The sequence below is a fragment of the Euzebyales bacterium genome (genome assembly GCA_036374135.1).
Taxonomy (GTDB): Bacteria; Actinomycetota; Nitriliruptoria; order Euzebyales; family JAHELV01; genus JAHELV01.
Genome location: DASUUK010000065.1, coordinates 98,554 through 116,693, shown reverse-complemented (window position 1 = coordinate 116,693; position 18,140 = coordinate 98,554). Strand labels below are relative to the sequence as shown.

General features: G+C 71.2%; 17 protein-coding genes. 11 read left to right on the top strand and 6 right to left on the bottom strand.

Features of this window, described 5'->3' with window-relative positions; all coding sequences use genetic code 11:
- Position 1 precedes the first annotated feature (1 nt).
- Genes VFZ70_10365 through VFZ70_10345 form a run of 5 tightly spaced genes read right to left on the bottom strand, consistent with a single transcriptional unit; the run spans position 2 to position 6,522 of the window.
- Positions 2 to 283 (bottom strand): hypothetical protein, encoded by a 282-nt coding sequence (locus VFZ70_10365; GenBank protein ID HEX6256199.1) that lies wholly within the window; start codon positions 281 to 283, stop codon positions 2 to 4.
- Positions 283 to 1,098: a TSUP family transporter gene (locus tag VFZ70_10360; protein HEX6256198.1), complete on the bottom strand. Its 816-nt coding sequence runs from the start codon at positions 1,096 to 1,098 to the stop codon at positions 283 to 285. The genes VFZ70_10365 and VFZ70_10360 overlap by 1 nt, the downstream gene beginning before the upstream one ends.
- Positions 1,095 to 1,958: a molecular chaperone TorD family protein gene (locus VFZ70_10355; GenBank protein HEX6256197.1), complete on the bottom strand. Its 864-nt coding sequence runs from the start codon at positions 1,956 to 1,958 to the stop codon at positions 1,095 to 1,097. The genes VFZ70_10360 and VFZ70_10355 overlap by 4 nt, the downstream gene beginning before the upstream one ends.
- Complete coding sequence (locus VFZ70_10350) at positions 1,958 to 4,906, bottom strand: molybdopterin dinucleotide binding domain-containing protein (protein HEX6256196.1); 2,949 nt, start codon at positions 4,904 to 4,906, stop codon at positions 1,958 to 1,960. The genes VFZ70_10355 and VFZ70_10350 overlap by 1 nt, the downstream gene beginning before the upstream one ends.
- Positions 4,907 to 4,920: 14 nt before the next feature.
- Positions 4,921 to 6,522 carry a 4Fe-4S dicluster domain-containing protein gene (locus tag VFZ70_10345; GenBank protein ID HEX6256195.1) on the bottom strand — a complete coding sequence of 534 codons (1,602 nt, stop codon included), beginning with the start codon at positions 6,520 to 6,522 and terminating at the stop codon, positions 4,921 to 4,923.
- Positions 6,523 to 6,719: 197 nt separating this feature from the next.
- Here VFZ70_10345 and VFZ70_10340 point away from each other — a divergent pair, with 197 nt between their 5' ends.
- The 11 genes from VFZ70_10340 (at position 6,720) to VFZ70_10290 (ending at position 17,514) form a co-directional block, all read left to right on the top strand.
- Complete coding sequence (locus VFZ70_10340) at positions 6,720 to 7,631, top strand: LysR family transcriptional regulator (GenBank protein HEX6256194.1); 912 nt, start codon at positions 6,720 to 6,722, stop codon at positions 7,629 to 7,631.
- A gap of 599 nt (positions 7,632 to 8,230) precedes the next feature.
- Complete coding sequence (locus tag VFZ70_10335; protein ID HEX6256193.1) at positions 8,231 to 8,629, top strand: hypothetical protein; 399 nt, start codon at positions 8,231 to 8,233, stop codon at positions 8,627 to 8,629.
- A 129-nt stretch (positions 8,630 to 8,758) separates the two neighbouring features.
- Complete coding sequence (gene clpB / locus VFZ70_10330) at positions 8,759 to 11,338, top strand: ATP-dependent chaperone ClpB (GenBank protein ID HEX6256192.1); 2,580 nt, start codon at positions 8,759 to 8,761, stop codon at positions 11,336 to 11,338.
- A gap of 93 nt (positions 11,339 to 11,431) precedes the next feature.
- Entirely contained in the window at positions 11,432 to 11,662 is a 231-nt protein-coding gene (locus tag VFZ70_10325) for a hypothetical protein (protein HEX6256191.1), read from the top strand.
- A gap of 27 nt (positions 11,663 to 11,689) precedes the next feature.
- Positions 11,690 to 12,856, top strand: a complete 1,167-nt coding sequence (locus VFZ70_10320; GenBank protein HEX6256190.1) for a hypothetical protein — start codon at positions 11,690 to 11,692, stop codon at positions 12,854 to 12,856.
- A gap of 71 nt (positions 12,857 to 12,927) precedes the next feature.
- Positions 12,928 to 13,473 carry a DUF427 domain-containing protein gene (locus VFZ70_10315; GenBank protein ID HEX6256189.1) on the top strand — a complete coding sequence of 182 codons (546 nt, stop codon included), beginning with the start codon at positions 12,928 to 12,930 and terminating at the stop codon, positions 13,471 to 13,473.
- A 118-nt stretch (positions 13,474 to 13,591) separates the two neighbouring features.
- On the top strand, positions 13,592 to 14,344 hold the full coding sequence (locus tag VFZ70_10310; protein ID HEX6256188.1) for a metalloregulator ArsR/SmtB family transcription factor: 753 nt from the start codon (positions 13,592 to 13,594) through the stop codon (positions 14,342 to 14,344).
- 24 nt (positions 14,345 to 14,368) lie between these two features.
- A complete protein-coding gene (locus VFZ70_10305) occupies positions 14,369 to 14,746 on the top strand; it encodes a VOC family protein (protein ID HEX6256187.1) in 378 nt (125 codons plus the stop codon).
- Between the two features lie 42 nt (positions 14,747 to 14,788).
- Positions 14,789 to 15,322, top strand: coding sequence for a hypothetical protein (locus VFZ70_10300; GenBank protein ID HEX6256186.1), 534 nt, complete (start codon positions 14,789 to 14,791; stop codon positions 15,320 to 15,322).
- Between the two features lie 79 nt (positions 15,323 to 15,401).
- Complete coding sequence (locus VFZ70_10295) at positions 15,402 to 16,259, top strand: SDR family oxidoreductase (GenBank protein ID HEX6256185.1); 858 nt, start codon at positions 15,402 to 15,404, stop codon at positions 16,257 to 16,259.
- 109 nt (positions 16,260 to 16,368) lie between these two features.
- Positions 16,369 to 17,514: a serine hydrolase domain-containing protein gene (locus tag VFZ70_10290; protein ID HEX6256184.1), complete on the top strand. Its 1,146-nt coding sequence runs from the start codon at positions 16,369 to 16,371 to the stop codon at positions 17,512 to 17,514.
- A 167-nt stretch (positions 17,515 to 17,681) separates the two neighbouring features.
- On the opposite strand, the gene VFZ70_10285 is transcribed toward VFZ70_10290, so the two are convergent.
- Positions 17,682 to 18,053: a hypothetical protein gene (locus VFZ70_10285; GenBank protein ID HEX6256183.1), complete on the bottom strand. Its 372-nt coding sequence runs from the start codon at positions 18,051 to 18,053 to the stop codon at positions 17,682 to 17,684.
- Positions 18,054 to 18,140 lie beyond the last annotated feature (87 nt).

Here is an 18,140-nt window from a genome sequence, read left to right as displayed (position 1 = left end):
ATCAGCGCAGGACGACAGCGACCACCGTCGCCACGGCCACCGCCGCCAACAGACCCCAGGCCCGCATCGCGAAGGTGCGGTCGAACTTGTTCCACCGGTTCGCCAGCCACCCGACGCGCCCGATCGGGGTCAGGATCAGCACCGCGACCATCGCCCAGCCGGCGAGCATCGCCGGCGTGCCTGGCACCACCCACGCCACGAGCCCCAGGGCGAGCACGATGGGGATCTCCCAGTTGAGGACGACGCTCAGCCGGCGCCGCGCAGGGTTGCGTGACCGCGACATCAGGTCCTCACCACCAGCACGATGCCGACGACGATCAGGACGGCGGCCAGGATGCGGCGGACGATGGCCGGCGGCACGTGGGACTGCAGGAGCGCCCCGGCCCGGCCGCCGGCCAGCCCGCCGACGACCACTGCGCCGGCCGCGTGGGGATCGATGCGACCCTGGGCGGCGTACACGATCAGCGCCGACGCCGCGGTGACGCCCACCATGAAGACCGTGGTCGAGGCGGCGACCTTGACCGGCACGCGCATGAGCTGGTTCATGACGGGGGTCTTGATGAACCCGCCGCTCGTGCCGGTCATGCCCGCGACGAGGCCCGCGACCCCCATCACCGCGACGCCCGCCGGGACGTTGTGCGCCTCGTACTCGATGACGCCGCCGTCCTCCTGGTACGCCCCGGCGATGCGACCGCGCCGCTCGCCGGGCTTGGCCGACGACTCGGGCGACGCGGCGTAGCGCGATCCGCGGCGTGCACCGAGCGCGATGCCGGCACCGATCGCGGCGAGGGCCAGCAACCACTGCAGCGCCGTCGCGCTGACCACCGACGACGCCAGGGCGCCGACGGCCGCGGCGGCGCTCGCCGAGACCTCGAGCGTCACCCCGAGGCGGTGGTTGACGGTGTCCTCGTCGAGTTGGGTGGACGATGCCGACAACGACCCGGCGGCGACGGTCAGCAGGCCGAGCGGTGCGGCGGCTGACGGCTCCATGCCGGCGACGACCAGCGCCGGCACGAGCAGCACGGCGCCGCCGAGACCGCCGAGTGCGCCGACGCCGGCCGCCGTGAACGACAGCAGACCGATGATCAGCGTGGTCATCGCCCCACCGCCGCCCGCGCACGGACCGCATCGGCATCGGCCGCGAGCGAGCGCAGGTGCGACGAGGCCGTGTCGGCGGTGACGGCCCACCAGCCGGCCGGGGCGGGGACGACGTCGTCCCACCCCTGCCACGCTCGCACGGTCGTCCGGGTGTGGTCTGCCAACCAGGCCAGCGTCGCCGCGGGATCCTGGTCGAGCAGAGCCTCGAGGACGAACCGGCGCTCGCCCATGCGCACGCCCAGGCCGAGGTCGCCCGCCGCCCGGCGCAGATCCTGGCCGGTCAGCACCATGCCTGAGCGCACCGGCGCGAGCAGCCAGGCGATGAAGGCGTCGCGGGAGGCGTCCGGCGGGGGCTGCCGCGGTGATGCGGTGCGCAGGTGCAGTGGCGGGTCGGCCGGCGCGGGCCGCCGGGCGGCGTCCGCGCGCAGCGCCCGCTCGACCAGGAGCGCCCACCGGGGGTAGGGCGCCGCCGCCAGCGCGCGCACGCGCGCGAGGTACAGCGGCAGCCAGGACAGCAGGTGCTCGTGCAGCAACGCGTCTGCCGCGCGGGTGGCCGGCCCGTCGGGCGCGCCCTCCCGCAGGTGGCTGTAGGCGGTGAGCAGCACGGCGAGGTGGTCGGGGTCGGGTCCGGGCACGGCGTCGAGCGCTCGGAAGAAGCCGGCGACGCGGTCCCGGGCCTCACCGCCGAGCTTGCCCTCGGGTCCCAGGTGGACGCTGGCGTAGGGATAGAGGTTGAACACGAAGCAGTCGGTGTGTGCGGCCGCATCGGGCGCAGACGGCAGGTCGAGCAGGGCGGCCAGCCGGACGTGCGATGGTCCGGGCTCCTCGGCGAACGCGGCGAGCGCGCGCAGCAGCTCCATCAGGCTGGGGCGCTGGTCCGGGACTCGCGGTCGGCCGGCAGCGCCCAGGCCTCCCGCTGGGGCCGCAGCGGGCGCTTGAGCCAGTGCGGGCGCCGCTCGCCGGTGGGCGAGACGTCATCGGCCGGCCGGGTCCTGGCCAGCCACTCCATGTAGATCTCGCGCATCCGGACGGTGTCGGCCACGACGTCACCGTAGGCGTCGCCGGGACCGGCGCGTCGGATCCGGACCGGCTGGTGCCAGCAGTGCTGACCCGAGATGGGGTCCGGGTGCACCGGGAAGGTCATGTTCTGATGCACGCCGATGTCGGACCACCAGATGCGCCGCAGATCGGGATCGATCATCGCCGCCGGGTCCGGCAGGGTACGGTCGGCCAGCCGCCACCGCTCACGGTCGCGCACCACTGTGACGTCGGCGGTCTGCATCCTGGGCCCGGGCCGGTCGGCGCCCTCGGTCTCACCATGCGGCTTCCAGCGTCCCATGTGGTGGCTGCACGCGACGACGCCCGGGCGGATCCCCTCGGTCACCCATGCCTTGACGACGAAGTGGCCCGCGCGGGTGTCGACGCGGACGAGATCGCCCGTGGCGATGCCGAGGTCGCGGGCGTGGCGCGGGTGGATCCACAACGGGTTGGTGTGCGCCAACTCGTTCAGCCACTTCGCGTTCGCGCTGCGGGTATGGATCTGCACCGGCAGGCGGAACGTGGAGATCAGCGGCACCTCGCCCTCGTCGAGCCGGTCGGGATGCACGTGGCTGCGGATGTAGGTCGGCAGCGCGTACTCGCGCCACCCCCATGCCGCCAGCGTCGAGGACCAGAACTCCAGCCGACCGGACGGTGTGGGGAACCCGCGGCGCACGACGCCGTCGACCATCACGCCCGCGGCACGGCGGCCCTCGTCATCGGGGTCGGGGCTCGCGCCCGTGCCGTAGCTGATCGCCGGTCCCGGCGCACGGCTGTAGACACGACCTGTGCCGCTGACGGCGACGTCCTCGAGCTCGTCGTCCGGGAGCGCCTCCTCGTGGATCGACCCGACGCCCCTGCTCACCTCGAACCCGCCGTAGCGCCGCATGTACTCCAACGGCGTCAGCCCCTCCGCCTCGGCGGCCTCCGGCAGGCCGGGCACGCCATTGGCGAACACCCAGCCGTAGTAGTCGTCGACGGTCATCTTCGTGCCGGGGCGGTCCGGTGCCTCGTAGTGCCGACGGATCCCCAGTGCTCCGTCGGGATCGATCCGCCACGTCAGCTCGATCCAGAATTCGTTCTCCTCCCAGACCTCGCCGGGGTTCGTCTGCCGCGTGTCGGTGACGGTCTCGCCCAGTCGCTCACGCGCGGCGCGCAGCACGGGCTGGCGGAACCCGATCCACTGCCCGTCGTACTGCTCGTAGGACACGATGTCGTGCCGCTCGGAGCTGTGACCCATCGGCAGCACGTAGTCGGCGAGGTAGGCCGTCTCGTTCCATGTCGGCGTCAGCGCCACGTGACAGCCGACCTTGTCGTGATCGGTCAGCGCCTCGATCCAGCTGAACCCGTCCGGGTTCGTCCACACCGGGTTGTAGACGCGCGTGAAGTAGGTGTCGATGCGTCCACGACCGTCCTCCAGGAAGTGCGGCAGCAGGAACGACAGCTCGTACATCGCCAACGGGTATTCCAGCGGCAGGTGCAACTCGTTCCACACGTCCGGGTGTGCCGGGTTCACGGGCGTCTTCGGCTTCACCTGGTTCCACCCGCTGGGGTAGAAGCCCCCAGGCACCGCGACGGCTCCCATGAGCGCGTTGAGCAGGAACAGCGTGCGCGCCACCTGCCAACCGCCCTCGTTGCCGGCCGCCGCCGAGCGCCAGTTGTGCGTCGACAGTCGGGTGCCCGCACCCGCCACGTCGCGGGCGACCGCCTCCAACGTGGCCTCGTCGACGCCGGACTCGGCAGATGCGAACGCGAAGGTGTAGTCGGCGTACAGGGTCGCCAGTACCTCCTCGAACACCTCGAACGTCGGATCGCGATCCGAGTGCTCGGCGCGCAGGTACTCCTCCCAGTTCCACCAGCGGCGTACGAACTCGCGGTCGTACGCCTTCGTCCGGATGAGGTTGTTGGCGATCGCCAGGCAGATCGCCGGTTCGGAGCCCGGCCACGGCGCCAGCCAGTGGGTTGCGTGCGTCGCGGTGTTCGACAGCCGCACGTCCATTACGATCAGCTTGGCACCGTTGGCGATGCCCTCCATGATCCGTTGGGCGTGCGGGTTGAAGTAGTGACCCGCCTCCAGGTGGCTGGAGATCAGCAGGATGACCTCGGCATTGGCATGGTCAGGGCTCGGGCGGTCCTGGCCACACCAGAACTGGAATCCCGCGCGGGCCCCCGACGAGCACACGTTGGTGTGCGAGTTGTGACCGTCGACGCCCCACGCCGACAGCACCTCCTCGGTGAACCCCAGCTCGCCCGGCCGGCCGACGTGGTACACGACCTCGTCGCGGCGGTCCTCCACGATCGCCGCCCGGATGCGCCCGGCGATGTCGTCCAGCGCGTCGTCCCACGACACGCGTTCCCACCGCCCGTCACCGCGTTCCCCCGCCCGTCGCAGCGGGTGCAGGATGCGATCCGGGTCGGTGACCTGCGTGATCGTCGCCGGGCCCTTGGCGCAGTTGCGCCCGCGCGAGCCGGGCGCCTCGGGGTTGCCCTCGAACTTGCGGACCTGCAGCGAGTCGCGGTCGACGTAGGCCAGCAGCCCGCAGCCGGCCTCGCAGTTGAAGCACGTCGTGGGTACCAGCATGAACCGGCGCTCCTCACGACGCGGCCATGCCTTCGCGTCGTACTCGACCCAGTCGTCCCAGCGCTCCTTCGGCGGGAACATCGCCAGGTGCACACGGCTCGGCCCCGGGTAGAAGGTCTCGCCCCGGGCCTCCGTCTCGGCCCGCGCCGCCGACACCCGGGCGTTCAGTGCATCGAGGTCGGTGTCCACGTCGGGGCTCCTCATCACGCGAGCGGTACGGACTGGCCGGCCTGGACGTAGGCGTGCTCGTGGGCCAGCAGGCCCGCCAGCGCCGGCAGTGCGGCGGCGACACCGACCCATGGCGCCAGCACACCCAGTGCGCACAACACGACGCCGGCGACGAACAGGCGGTGGAAGCGTCCGCCGACCAGTTCGTGGACCGCCATGCGGGCGTGCGCCGTCGGGTGCGCGAGTGTCACCTCACCGGCGACCATCAACAGGTGCACCACCGTCGCGACCGCCAGCACGATCCCTGTCGCCCCGACCGCGTCCGGCGTGAGCCACGCGGCGAGCGGCACCAGCACCGCCGCGCCCGCCAGCAGTGCCTGCACCGCGAAATGTGGTGGCAGCAGTGGGTTCTGCCACAGGTCGCGCGCGGTGGCCTGGGCGAACAGGAACGCCGTGTAGGCCGCGGTCGCCAGCGCGGCCGGAACACCGACGACCAGCAGGGCGACCTGCGGTGCCGTCGCGCCGACCAGGCTCGCACCCATGTGCAGGGTCAGGGCAGCGCCGAAGACCGCGATGATCACGCCGCCACGCACCAGCCAGCTGCGCCACTGCGGCCGCGTGAAGATGTAGTAGAAGCGGGACGAGTGCTCGAGGTCCCAGATGAGGATCGCCCCGGTCAGCGCCAGGAATGCCGCGGACAGCACGGGCACGACCCAGCGCCACAGCACGTCGTCGGTGCCGAGCCACGGGGTCGCCAGCAGCAGTGCGGCGACGAGGTAGACTCCCGCCGCGATCGACTTGGTCCAGGTGTACAGCCCGACCCGCCAGTCCCACGGCACGTCGTGGCCGATGTCGTAGCTCAGCAGTGCCGCGGCCGAGCTGGTCGTCGGCGCGGCCGTGCCGTCCCGCTGCGCCACGGGATCGACCGGAGTGCCCGAGTTGATGCGGTGCGGGTCGGTCTCGGGGTGCTGCTGCGCCCACGCGAAGATGTCCACCTCTGGGCGGCGCGCGGCCAGCGGGTCCAGCGTCGCCTGGCTCGCGCCCTTGTAGTGGACCTTGGGTCGGGTGTCCTTCTCGGGGCGGCGGACCTCGGTCGGGCTGCGCCCGAGCTCCCCCGACACCCGCGACGCCGGGTCGTTGATGTCGCCCACGAGGATCGCCTCGACCGGGCACACCACGACGCATGCCGGCTCGAGGCCCATGTCGATGCGGTGCGCGCAGAAGTTGCACTTCTCGGCCGAGTGGTCGTCAGGGTTGATGAAGATCGCGTCGTAGGGGCACGCGGCCATGCAGGCCTTGCAGCCGATGCACGCCTGCTTGTCGAAGTCGACGATGCCGTCGTCCCGGGTGAACATGGCCGACGTGGGGCACGCGGTCACGCACGGCGCGTCCTCGCACTGGTTGCAGCGCGTGACCTGGAAGTTGCGCCGGACCTGGGGGAACTCGCCGACGTCGACCGCCTTGACGTACGTGCGCGTCACGCCCACCGGCACCTCGTGCTCCGACTTGCAGGCCGTCGTGCACGCGTGGCAGCCGATGCACTTCGTCTGGTCGAGGACCTTGACATAGCGCGGCGCCCGCTGCTCAGGCGCGACGAGCGGCAGCGACCGCGCGGGCTCGGAGGGAACAACGGCCACGCACTGTCCGATCCTCGACGGCTGACGCTGACGTTCGACGGCGGGCACCGGGCGATCGGGACGGAGCATCGCTCGCTGTGACGGGCGCGCGCCGCTGCACGGTCGCGGCCGGCCGCCGGTCGTCGCAACGTCCACTGTGCACCCTCCGGCGGCGCTCCGGTAGGACTGAGCTGCGGTGGAGGTCATACAGTTGGTACATGACCACCCACTGGCCGGATCTTGCGACGCTCGAGTTGCTTCTGCTTGTCGACGACCACGGCAGCATCGGCCGGGCGGCAGGTGACTTCGGCATCTCCCAGGCCTCGGCGAGCCGCCGCCTCAACACGTTGGAGCGCACGTTGGGGGTGCCGCTGCTGGAGCGCAGCACCACGGGGACGCGCCTCACGCCGCAGGGCGCGGTCGTCATCGACTGGGTGCGCGCGACGCTCGAGGCGGCGTCGGACCTGATGACCGGCGTCACCGCCCTGCGTCGCCAGCGTGCGGCAACGCTGGGGGTCGCCGCCAGCATGACGGTGGCCGAGTACCTGGTGCCCGGCTGGCTGACCGCGTTCAGACGGGCCCGTCCCGACGTCGAGGTCGGCCTGGACGTCGCGAACTCCGAGGCGGTCGGCGAGATGGTCGGAAGCCGGCGCATCGACATCGGATTCATCGAGTCACCCTCGATCGCCGACGGCCTGGCGCACCGGCAGGTGGCTACCGACGAGATGCGCCTGGTCGTGGCGCCCGGGCACCCCTGGGCACGTCGCCGGTTCGTGTCGACCACCGAGATCGCCGCCACCCCGTTGGTCGTGCGCGAGCCCGGATCGGGCACGAGGACGGCGCTCGAGGACGTGATCGGCCCAGCGCAGATGGCCGACCCGCTGCTGGAGCTGCCGTCCAACGCCGCGGTCAAGGTCGCCGTCGAGAGCGGGGCGGCGCCGGCGGTGCTCAGCGCGCTCGCGGTCGCCGACGCGGTGCACGAGGGGCGCCTGGTCACGCCGCCGACCGACCTGGTCGTCACCCGGGCGCTGCAGGCCGTGTGGTCGGCCGAGCGACGCCTGTCGCCGCCCGCCGCGAGCCTGCTGCGGATCGCCGAGGCGATGGGTGAGGCCGCGACACAGCCGGTGTGAGCATGGGCGCAATGCGGTGCCGCACAGCACCGGCTCGTCCTCCCCCCGCATCGCCCGCAACGCCGGTGGACTGAGTAGGCATGGAGCGACAAGTGGTGGTACACACCGACGGTGATGAACCGATAACTGGATGGAACCACGTCGATTGAACCACAGATGAACCGTTGACGGGTCCTGGGTCCAGGACTACGTTCAAGCTGTCGAGAGAACTGGACAGCCACACCGTTCCGAGGAGATGTGGCACCGGTTGAGTCGGGCGCCGGAGCCATGCGGGGGCGGTCTCGGCGATGCGCAGCACACGCTGCGTCGAACGGATGACCATGGCGGGCCGCGCAACACCGTCATTCCGGTGGGATCCGGCCGTCACGTCCCGTCACCGTGCGCGGGCGCCTCCCTCCCGATCGGATAATCCAGCCTCGTGGTGCAACGAGCAGTGGTTTTCAGATCGGGGAGGAAGGCTGAGCTCAGCCTACCTCCAGCGTTTCGCGACCAATCGTTCCAATGCCTGTGCCCGCGTACACGTGGCGCAGGCCGCGCGACAGACTCTGGAGCAGATGATGAAGCTTCGAAAGGTAGTTGTAGGCGTACTCGCATTGGCGATGTTGCTGGCGATGTCGGTGCCGGCGCTGGCGGGCAATCCACACTTCGTTGGCCAGCCGCAGGTGGACAACGTCGACGGCGTCCTCACGGTCTCGGGCAAGGTCGCAGGACTCGGCAACGAGGAGCAGATCTTCGTCGAGGTGACCGCCCTCGCCGAGTGCGTGAACCCGGGCGGCAAGAAGCCGTCCGCGGAGAACAAGGATGAGGTGTCCATCAGCGGCACGTTCCCCGTGCAGAACGGCAAGGCGGACTTCTTGCTCGAGCTCGACGGTGCTGCGCAGATCACTCCGTCCTGTGAGCCGCCGATGACGATCGAGTACAGCGACGTCTTCATCGGGGTCGACACGAATGGAGATGGCATCGCTGATCTGACCCGCTTCTTCGCGGGTCCGTTCTAGGATTTCGGCGCCATCGGAGGGGCGGGGCCACCCGCCCCTCCGACTGTTGTCTGGCGGTCAAGCCGTCGACGCGATTGCGTGTAGATGATGCTGGGGGCGCCGTAGCACGGCATGCGTTATTATGGACTCATGAATCCTGAGCGTCTCACTGTAAAGTCCCGCGAGGCCCTCCAGCAGGCGGTCGCTCTGGCGGCGGCCCGGGGGAATCCCGACATCGACAGCCTGCACCTGCTGCACGCGCTGCTCGACGAGTCCGAGGGTGCCGTGCAGCCGACCCTGCTGCGGTTGGGGGCCACGCCCTCGCAGCTGCGCGACACCGTGACCGCCGCGCTGGCGGCGCTGCCGGCCGCGCACGGCGCGACGACCCAGCAGCCGGGCATGAACCGGCGGCTGTCCGCGACGCTGGACCGCGCCGAGCAGCGGGCGGGCGAGCTCGGCGACGAGTACACGTCGACCGAGCACCTGTTGCTCGCGCTGGCCGATGACGACGGTCCGGCCGGCAAGGCGCTGCGCGACGCGGGCGTCCACGGTGATCAACTGCTCGCCGCCCTGCGTGAGGTGCGCGGCAACCAGCGGGTCACCTCGCCGACCCCTGAGGGCACCTACCAGGCGCTCGAGAAGTACGCGGTCAACCTGACCGACGCCGCCCGCAAGGGAGATCTCGATCCAGTGATCGGTCGGGACGAGGAGATCCGGCGCGTCGTGCAGGTGCTGTCGCGGCGCACGAAGAACAACCCGGTGCTCATCGGCGATCCCGGCGTCGGCAAGACCGCGATCGTCGAGGGCCTCGCCCAGCGCATCGTGGCCGGCGACGTGCCGTCGAGCCTGGCCGACCGGCAACTGGTCGCCCTCGACCTGTCATCGATGATCGCCGGTGCGAAGTACCGCGGCGAGTTCGAGGAGCGGCTCAAGGCCGTCCTCAAGGAGATCCAGTCCGCGGAGGGTCGCATCATCACCTTCGTCGACGAGCTCCACACGATCGTGGGCGCCGGCAAGGCGGAGGGCGCCGTCGACGCGGGCAACATGCTCAAGCCGATGCTCGCGCGCGGCCAGCTGCGCATGATCGGTGCCACCACCCTCGACGAATACCGCGACGTCGAGAAGGACAAGGCGCTCGAGCGACGGTTCCAGCCGATCATGGTCGGCGAGCCGAGCATCGAGGACACCGTTGCGATCCTCCGCGGGCTCAAGGAGCGCTACGAGGTGCACCACGGTGTGCGCATCACCGACTCGGCGCTCGTCGCCGCGGCGCGCTTGAGTGACCGGTACCTGACCGAGCGGTTCCTGCCCGACAAGGCGATCGACCTCATCGACGAGGCCACCAGCCGCCTGCGCATCGAGATCGACTCGATGCCCCACGAGATCGACGTGCTCGACCGCCGGGCCAAGCAGCTCGAGATCGAGCGCACCGCGTTGGAGGACAACGTCGAGGATGACCCGGCGGCCGCCGAGCGACTCGACCAGATCACGGCCGAGCTCGGCGAGCTCACCAACCAGCTCGCCGAGCTGAAGGCGCACTGGGAGGCCGAGAAGGCGGCGATCGCTCGGATCCGCGACCGTAAGCAGGCGATCGAGAAGGCGCGTGAGGAGGCCGAGCGGGCGGAGCGCGACGGCGAGCTGCAGCGGGCGGCGGAGCTGCGCTACGGCACGATCCCGAATGCCGAGCGGGACCTGGAGGTCGCGAACGCGGCGCTCGACGAGCTCCAGGCCGAGCGACGGATGCTGCGTGAGGAGGTCGACGCCGAGGACATCGCCGAGGTCGTCAGCCGCTGGACCGGCGTGCCCGTGTCCCGGCTGGTCGAGGGCGAACGCGACAAGCTGCTGCGCCTCGAGGACACGCTCCACGAGCGGGTCGTCGGTCAGGAGGAAGCCGTCAAGGCGGTCGCCGACGCGGTGCGTCGTTCGCGCGCCGGACTGGCCGACGCCGATCGTCCGCTGGGATCGTTCCTGTTCCTCGGGCCCACCGGCGTCGGCAAGACCGAGCTGGCCCGCACGCTGGCCGAGTTCCTGTTCGACGACGAGCGCGCGATGATCCGCCTGGACATGGGTGAGTTCCAGGAGAAGCACACCGTGTCCCGACTGCTCGGCGCCCCACCGGGCTACGTCGGGTACGAGGAGGGTGGCCAGCTCACCGAGCCGGTCCGCCGCCGCCCGTACTCGGTCGTGCTGCTCGACGAGGTCGAGAAGGCGCACCCGGACGTGTTCAACGTGCTGTTGCAGGTGCTCGACGACGGCCGCCTGACCGACGGACAGGGCCACACCGTCGACTTCCGCAACACCGTGCTGATCATGACCTCGAACCTGGGCAGCCAGTTCATCCTGGACCCGACCGAGTCGGACGAGATCATCGCCGAGCGCGTCATGGCGGCGGTGCGCGAGCACTTCCGGCCGGAGTTCCTGAACCGACTCGACGAGACGCTGATCTTCAACCGCCTGTCGCGTGAGGATCTGCGCCGCATCGTCGACGTCCAACTCGAGCGGGTGCGGACGCGGTTCGCCCAGCGCGACCTGACGCTGGAGCTGACCGACGCAGCCAAGGACTGGCTTGCCGACCGCGGCTTCGACCCGGTCTACGGCGCCCGTCCGCTCAAGCGCGTCATCCGCAAGGAGCTCGAGGACCGCGTGGCGCTGGCGCTGCTGGAGGGCGGCGTCACCGAGGGCCAGGCCATCAAGGCCGACGTCAGCAACGACGAGCTGGTCATCAGCTGACGGGGTCGCGGTGCGCGATCGACGGGCGCAGGCGCGGGCCGCGATCGGTTACGGTGAGGTGATGCACCGCGCTCGACCTGACGGGACACCGCCGTGACCAAGACGCCTGACCTCGCCGCCACCGACGTGCTCGTGCAGGTAGGTGACGGGAGCAGGGCGCACGTCTTCCGGCCGCCCGCTCACTCGAACGCCAAGCGCTTCGAGCTGCGCGACGGCGGCACCGCCTACGACATCGCGCTGTGCGGTGCACGGGGCGCCCTGGTGGCCGCGCCGGACGACGCCGAGCTGTGCGCGTCCTGCAGCGCCGCACTCGGACGCGACTGACCCGATCGCGTCGCTATGCTCGCCGCCGTGGACACGGTGGTGGATCCCGGTGCGGTCCGACCGGACGAGGTCGATGCCGCGGTCGTCGGACTGCTCGACGCCCTCGAGGCGATCGACGACGACGGCTGGTATCCACGGCTCCACGTCGAGCGGCCATGGTCGCGGCACAACCCGGTCATCGCGGGGGAGTTCGCACGACCGCGCGCGATCCGCCGCTACCTGCGGCGTGAGCTGGCCGCGCTCGTTGGCCGGGGCGCCGTGCTCCGTGCGCGGCCCTCCCGCCGCGCCCTCGCGCTCGACGATCCGGAGGTGTTCGGCGCCCTCGACGAGGAGCGGTTCGACCTCCGGGCGAAGAAGCTGTTCCTGTTCGCGCCCGAGCGCATGGCGCTGTCGATGGACCGCCTGTCGCACTACACCGGGACCCCGGCGGAGTCGTTCGAGCGCCATGTGATCTTCACGAACTACGCGATGCACGTCGAGGCGTTCCGCGAACGCTTCTCCGACGCCGCGGGCCCCGACCGCGCCGGCCGCCAGATGCCGGCGTGGCACCACCGAACGCCCGAGGGGGACGGCGTCAGTCTCGTCAACATCGGCGTCGGGCCGGCCAATGCGAAGACCATCACCGATCACGTCGCGGTCCTGCGTCCGGACACGATGCTCATGATCGGCCACTGCGGCGGGCTGCGGAACCACCAGCGCATCGGGGACTTCGTACTGGCCACCGCGTACCAGCGGGCCGACCACGTGCTCGACGATGTCCTGCCGCTCGACATCCCGGTCATCTCGAACCACCGCCTCAACACCTTCCTGCTCGACGCGCTGGACGCGCACGACGCACGCCACCGGATGGGCATCGTCCACACCACCGACAACCGCAACTGGGAGTTCAACCAGCGCCGGACGATGGCGGCGGTGCGCGATGCGCGATGCCTCGCCATCGACATGGAGTCTGCGACGATCGCGGCCAACGGCTTCCGGTACCGCATCCCGACCGCCACGCTGCTGTGCGTCTCCGACAAGCCTGTGCACGCCTCGCCGAAGCTGGCTGCCGCCGCCGCGGCGTTCTACGAGGCGAGCAGGCGCAAGCACCTGGCGATCGCGCTCGCCTGCCTCGACCGGGTGCGCCGTGAGCATCCGGACGGCCTGCCGACCCACGACATCAGGTCGGCGGACGAGCCGCTGCTCGGCACCTGACAGCCGACCTCGGCCGTACGGGGCGCGAGGTTGACGGGGCGATTCCGTGCGGTGGCGGATACCGTCGGGGCATGAGCATCCCGTCCTGGCTGCAGGTCGCCCGCGACCAGTGGACGAACCGCGGGCAGCAGCGCCCGTCCTTCGCCGAGGAGCCTGGCCCCGGTCAGGAGTCGGTGTGGGACTACCCGCGACCGCCCGCCGTCGTCCCGGACGGGCGAACCGTCGAGGTCCGCCAAACCGACGGGCGGCTGCTCACCCGGACCGACCGTGCGGTGCGCGTGCTTGAGACGTCGCACCCGCCGACCTTCTACGTCCCACCGGACGCCGTGATCCCTGGGACACTCGTGCCCACGTCGGGCGCGAGCCACTGCGAGTGGAAGGGGCGCGCCGAGTACATGGCGGTCGCGGGCACAGCTGAGCCGGTCGGGTGGCGCTACCCGTCGCCCCACGAGCTGTTCGCCGAGCACGCGGGGTGGGTGGCGTTCCATCCCGGCCGGGTTGCCTGCACCGTCGATGGCGAACGTGTGCGGCCGCAGGCCGGCGCCTTCTACGGCGGCTGGATCACCGACGACGTCGTTGGACCGTTCAAGGGCGAGCCGGGAACCTCCGGCTGGTAGCCGCGTGCGCCCTGTCCGTCTCCATCGGCGGCGATGGGGCACCGGCGGGCTGGTGGCCGCGACAGCGGGCAGAAGTGCACCTTGACATGTGACCCTTTGGTCACATATAGTCTCCGGCGTGGACGAGGTGTTCAAGGCGCTGGCCGACCCGACGAGGCGTGAGCTGCTCGACGAGCTGTTCCGCACCGACGGGCAGTCGCTGAGCGCCCTCGAAGCGCGATTCGACATGACGCGGTTCGGTGTCGCGAAGCATCTGAGGCAGCTGGAGGAGGCGAACCTGGTCGTCACCCGGCGGCGGGGTCGCGAGAAGCTGCACTTCCTGAACGCCGTCCCGATCCGGCTGATCCACGACCGGTGGGTCAGCAAGTACGCGCAGGAGTGGGTCGCCACGCTCAGCGATCTGAAGACACGTCTGGAGCGGACCATGGAAAAGGTGTTCGAGATCTACATCCGCACGACGCCGGAGCGCCTGTGGGAGGCGATCACCGACGAGGAGACGCGGGCGCGGTTCCAGTTCGGCAACCGCGTGCACTCCGACTGGACGCCGGGGTCGACCTACGAGGTGACCAACCCGCGCTTCGACGGCGGGGCGCTGATCGAGGGTGAGAACCTCGAGGTCGACCCGCCCCGGCGCCTGGTGCAGACCTTCCACGCGCGCTGGGACGATGACGCGAAGGTGGCCGGCACGTCCCGGGTGACCTGGGAGATCGAGCCGGTCGGCGACTCGTGCCACCTGACCGTCACGCACGACCAGCTGCCCGAGGGCGTCGGCGCGCTGTGGGGCGGCTGGCCGATGATGCTGTCCGGACTGAAGACCTGGCTCGAGACCGGTGAGGAGCTGACCACCCCCGGCTCCCTGATGTACGGCTGACCACACCGCGTGAGGAGACCCGCCATGCCCGCATCCACCATCACCCAGGTCCGCTCGACGGCGATCAACGTCGCCGATCAGGACGCCGCTCTCGACTTCTACGTCGGGACGCTCGGGTTCGACGTCCGCATCGACACCGGCCCTGGCCCGATGGGTCGCTGGATCGAGGTCGCCCCACCCGGCGCCGTGACGACGATCGCCCTGATCGGTGACGCCGAGCCGGGGCACGCCGGTGCCGACACCGGCATCCGCCTGACGGCTGCCGACGTCAATGCCGACCACGCGGCACTGGCCGAAGCCGGTGCCGATGTCGACGCCGAGATCGCACGGTGGCCGGGCGTCCCACCGATGTTCTCGCTCCGCGATCCAGAGGGCAACACGCTCTACGTGCTCGAGGCCTGAGCCGGGCACGGCCCGCGGTCATCCACTGACGGAGGTACGACCATGACCACCGCGATGCCCCTCGACGGCGTCGAGGACGCCACCGGCCGCAGCTGGGACGAGTGGCGGACCGTGCTCGACGGCTGGAGCGCAGGGTCGATGACCCACGCCCAGATCGCGAAGCGCCTACAGGACACCGAGGACGTCGCCCACTGGTGGGCGCAGACCCTGACGGTCGCCTACGAGCAGCACATCGGGCGGCGGGTACCGGGGCAGGCGAGTGACGGCACGTTCCAGGTCTCGGCCAGCAGGACCATCAACGGCGACCTCGACGACGTGTTCACCCGCTGGCTGGACGTCGTCGCGGACCTCGACGACCGCGCCGACGTGGGGACCGCCCGCGAGCCCGAGACGACGACCAACGAGACCTACCGCTACTGGCGCGTGGGCTTCGCCGACGGTTCGCGCGTCAGCTTCGGTGCCTCGCAGGCGGAGCCGGGCAAGGTCAAGCTCGGACTAGGGCACCAGCGCCTGCCTGCTCCCGACGACATCGAGCGGTGGCGTCCGTTCTGGAAGGCGTTGCTCGCGGAGGTCTGACCGCCGATCGGTCGCCCGTGCGCTCGCGCGGGGCTGGCTACGATCGATCCACGTCCCGACCACGCCTGGAGCTCTCCCCATGACCATCGCCGTCACCGGTGCCTCCGGCCAGCTCGGTCGCCGCGCCGCCGAACTGCTGCTCGACGCCGTCGCCCCCGGCGAGGTCGTGCTCATCACCCGCAGCCCGGACGGGCTGGCCGACCTGGCCGCCCGCGGTGCGGACGTCCGCCACGGGGACTTCGGCGTCCCTGGGTCGCTGCCGGACGCGTTCGCCGGGGTGGACCGCGTGCTGCTGATCTCCACCGACGTTGTCGGTCAGCGTGTGGAAGGCCACAGGGCGGCGATCACCGCCGCCGCCACCGCCGGGGTGCGACACATCGCGTACACGTCGATCCCGCAACCGGTGGCGGACAACCCGGCGGCCGTCGTACCTGACCACGCGGCGACCGAGGAGGCCCTGCGCGACAGCGGCGTCGCGTGGACCTTCCTGCGCAACAACCTGTACGCCGACATGCAGGTGCAGGTCGTGCAGCGTGCCGCGGCCGCCGGCCAACTGGTGGCCAACACGGGCGACGGCGGCACGGCGTACGTCGCGCGCGGTGACTGTGCGGCCGCGGCCATCGGCGTGCTCACGGGCGACGGACACGAGGGTCAGGCGTACGACATCACCGGCCCTGAGGCGCTGACGGCGTACGACCTGGCCGCGCTGGCCGGCGAGGTGTCCGGTGGCCCGGTCGAGGTCGTCACGGTTGACGACCAGGCCTATGTCGACGGCATCGTGTCGGCGGGCATGCCAGCGGCCGTCGCCCAGATGCTCGCTTCCTTCGGGGCCGCGGGCCGGCTGGGGTACCTCGACAGGGTCAGCACGGCGGTGCGCGATCTGACCGGACGCGAAGCGACCGCGCTGCGAGACCTGGTGATCGGCGCGGCCGGCTGAACGCCGGTGCGCCGGCGGCGCAGTGCGCGGTGCCTGGGTAGGACGCGATCGCGCCGATGAGTCACCGGGCCGTGCGATGCGATACCGGTGTACGACATCGGACGGGGCGATGGTGACGACATTGCAGGAGACGGTCGACGCCCAGGTGGCCGCCGGTCGGGTACCCGGTGCCGTTGCACTGGTCTCGCGGGCCGACGACGTCACCGTGGCGACCTCCGGCGTCAGCGCTGTCGGCGGGCCGCCGATGACGCGGGACAGCCTGTTCCGAATCGCCTCGATCACGAAGCCGATCGTGGCGGCGGCCGCGATGGCACTCGTCGACCGCGGGGTGTTCGCCCTGGACGAGCCCGTCGACCGCTGGCTGCCCGAGCTGCGCGATCCCATGGTGCTCCGTCACCCGGACGCTGCTGTCGACGACCTCGTGCCGGCGGCACGGCCGGTCACCGTCCGCCACCTGCTGGCGTTCCAGGGCGGTCATGGATTGCCCGCCGACATGGACGTGCCCGTCGTGGCCCGCCTCGTGGATGATCTGCACCAGGGTCCACCTCGGCCCCAGGCGATGGCGCCGCCAGATGAATGGATGGACCGGCTGGCCGCCATACCGCTGCTCCATCAGCCGGGAGAGGGCTGGACCTACACCACGGGGAGCGACATCCTCGGCGTCCTGCTGGCCCGCGCGCAGGACGCCCCGCTGGGTGCTGTCCTGGACGACACAGTGCTCGGCCCGCTCGGCATGGTGGACACCGGGTTTGCGGTGCCGTCCGGTGGGCTCGACCGCATGACCGCCTACTACCAGCGCGATGCCGACACCGGAGCGTTCGATCTGATCGACCCGCCGGAGGGGCAGTGGGCCACAGTGCCGGCGTTTCCATCGGGCGCAGGGGGGCTGGTGTCGACGGTCGACGACTGGCACGCGTTCGGCCGCATGCTGCTCGCTGGCGGTGAGCACGGCGGGCGGCGGGTGCTGTCCGCCGAGGCCGTCCGGTTGATGACGACCAGCCACCTCGAGTCCGAGCCCGGCAATCCGTTCCTGGAGGGGCACGGGTGGGGGTTCGGCGGGAGCGTCGACCTCGCTGCGGTCGACCCGTGGAACGTCGTCGGCCGGTACGGCTGGGTCGGAGGCACTGGCACCGCGGCATACATCATCCCGTCGAGTGGCACGGTGGTCGTCTGGATGAGCCAGGTCGAGCTCGCTGGCCCTCGCGACTTCGCGGCGATGGCCGCCGTTCTCACCTGGGCGGCACAGCGGGCATGAATCAGGGCCGCCCGAGGCAAGCGCCCCGTTGGTCGCCCGCATGGCCAGCGCGTGCCGCGCTGCTCGCCGGCTACCGGTGGGGCGCAGGCGGTCGAACGCCGTGCCGACGTCGCGGCGCGGCCCGTGCACCGCGATGCCGACAGGTGCGAGACGTCGGTGCGCCTCGCCTACCAGCTGAGGTAACGTCGCAGCACGGCCGCCTCGGCGTCCAGCCGGTCGGCCCGGTCGTGGCGCTCCAGCCGGCGGTACTCCAGCGCGGCGCCGTCGCGGTCGGCGATCTCGGAGTAGAGCACGCGGTTGACCGTGGCGTCGTCCAGTCGGCGCCGTGGCACCTCGGCGGCGCCCAGTCCGAGCAGCGGTGGATCGATGCTGGAGCGCGCCGGCGCGGTGACCGCCTCGGCGTTGTCGATCGCTCCGAGCAGCGACCGGAGTGCCGCCGTGGCGGCCCGGTCCCGCGCCCGCATGGCGCCGCGCAGGTCGGCCGCCAGCTGTGCCCGCAGCCGCACGAGCCGGGCAGGGTGCTCAGGGTCCTCGACCACGGTGCCTCCGTCCACGCCCGTCGGTGTGTCGACGGACGAGCCTACGTTGGCGTTGGGTGGCGCACAGGTCGGACGGTCGCGACGGCT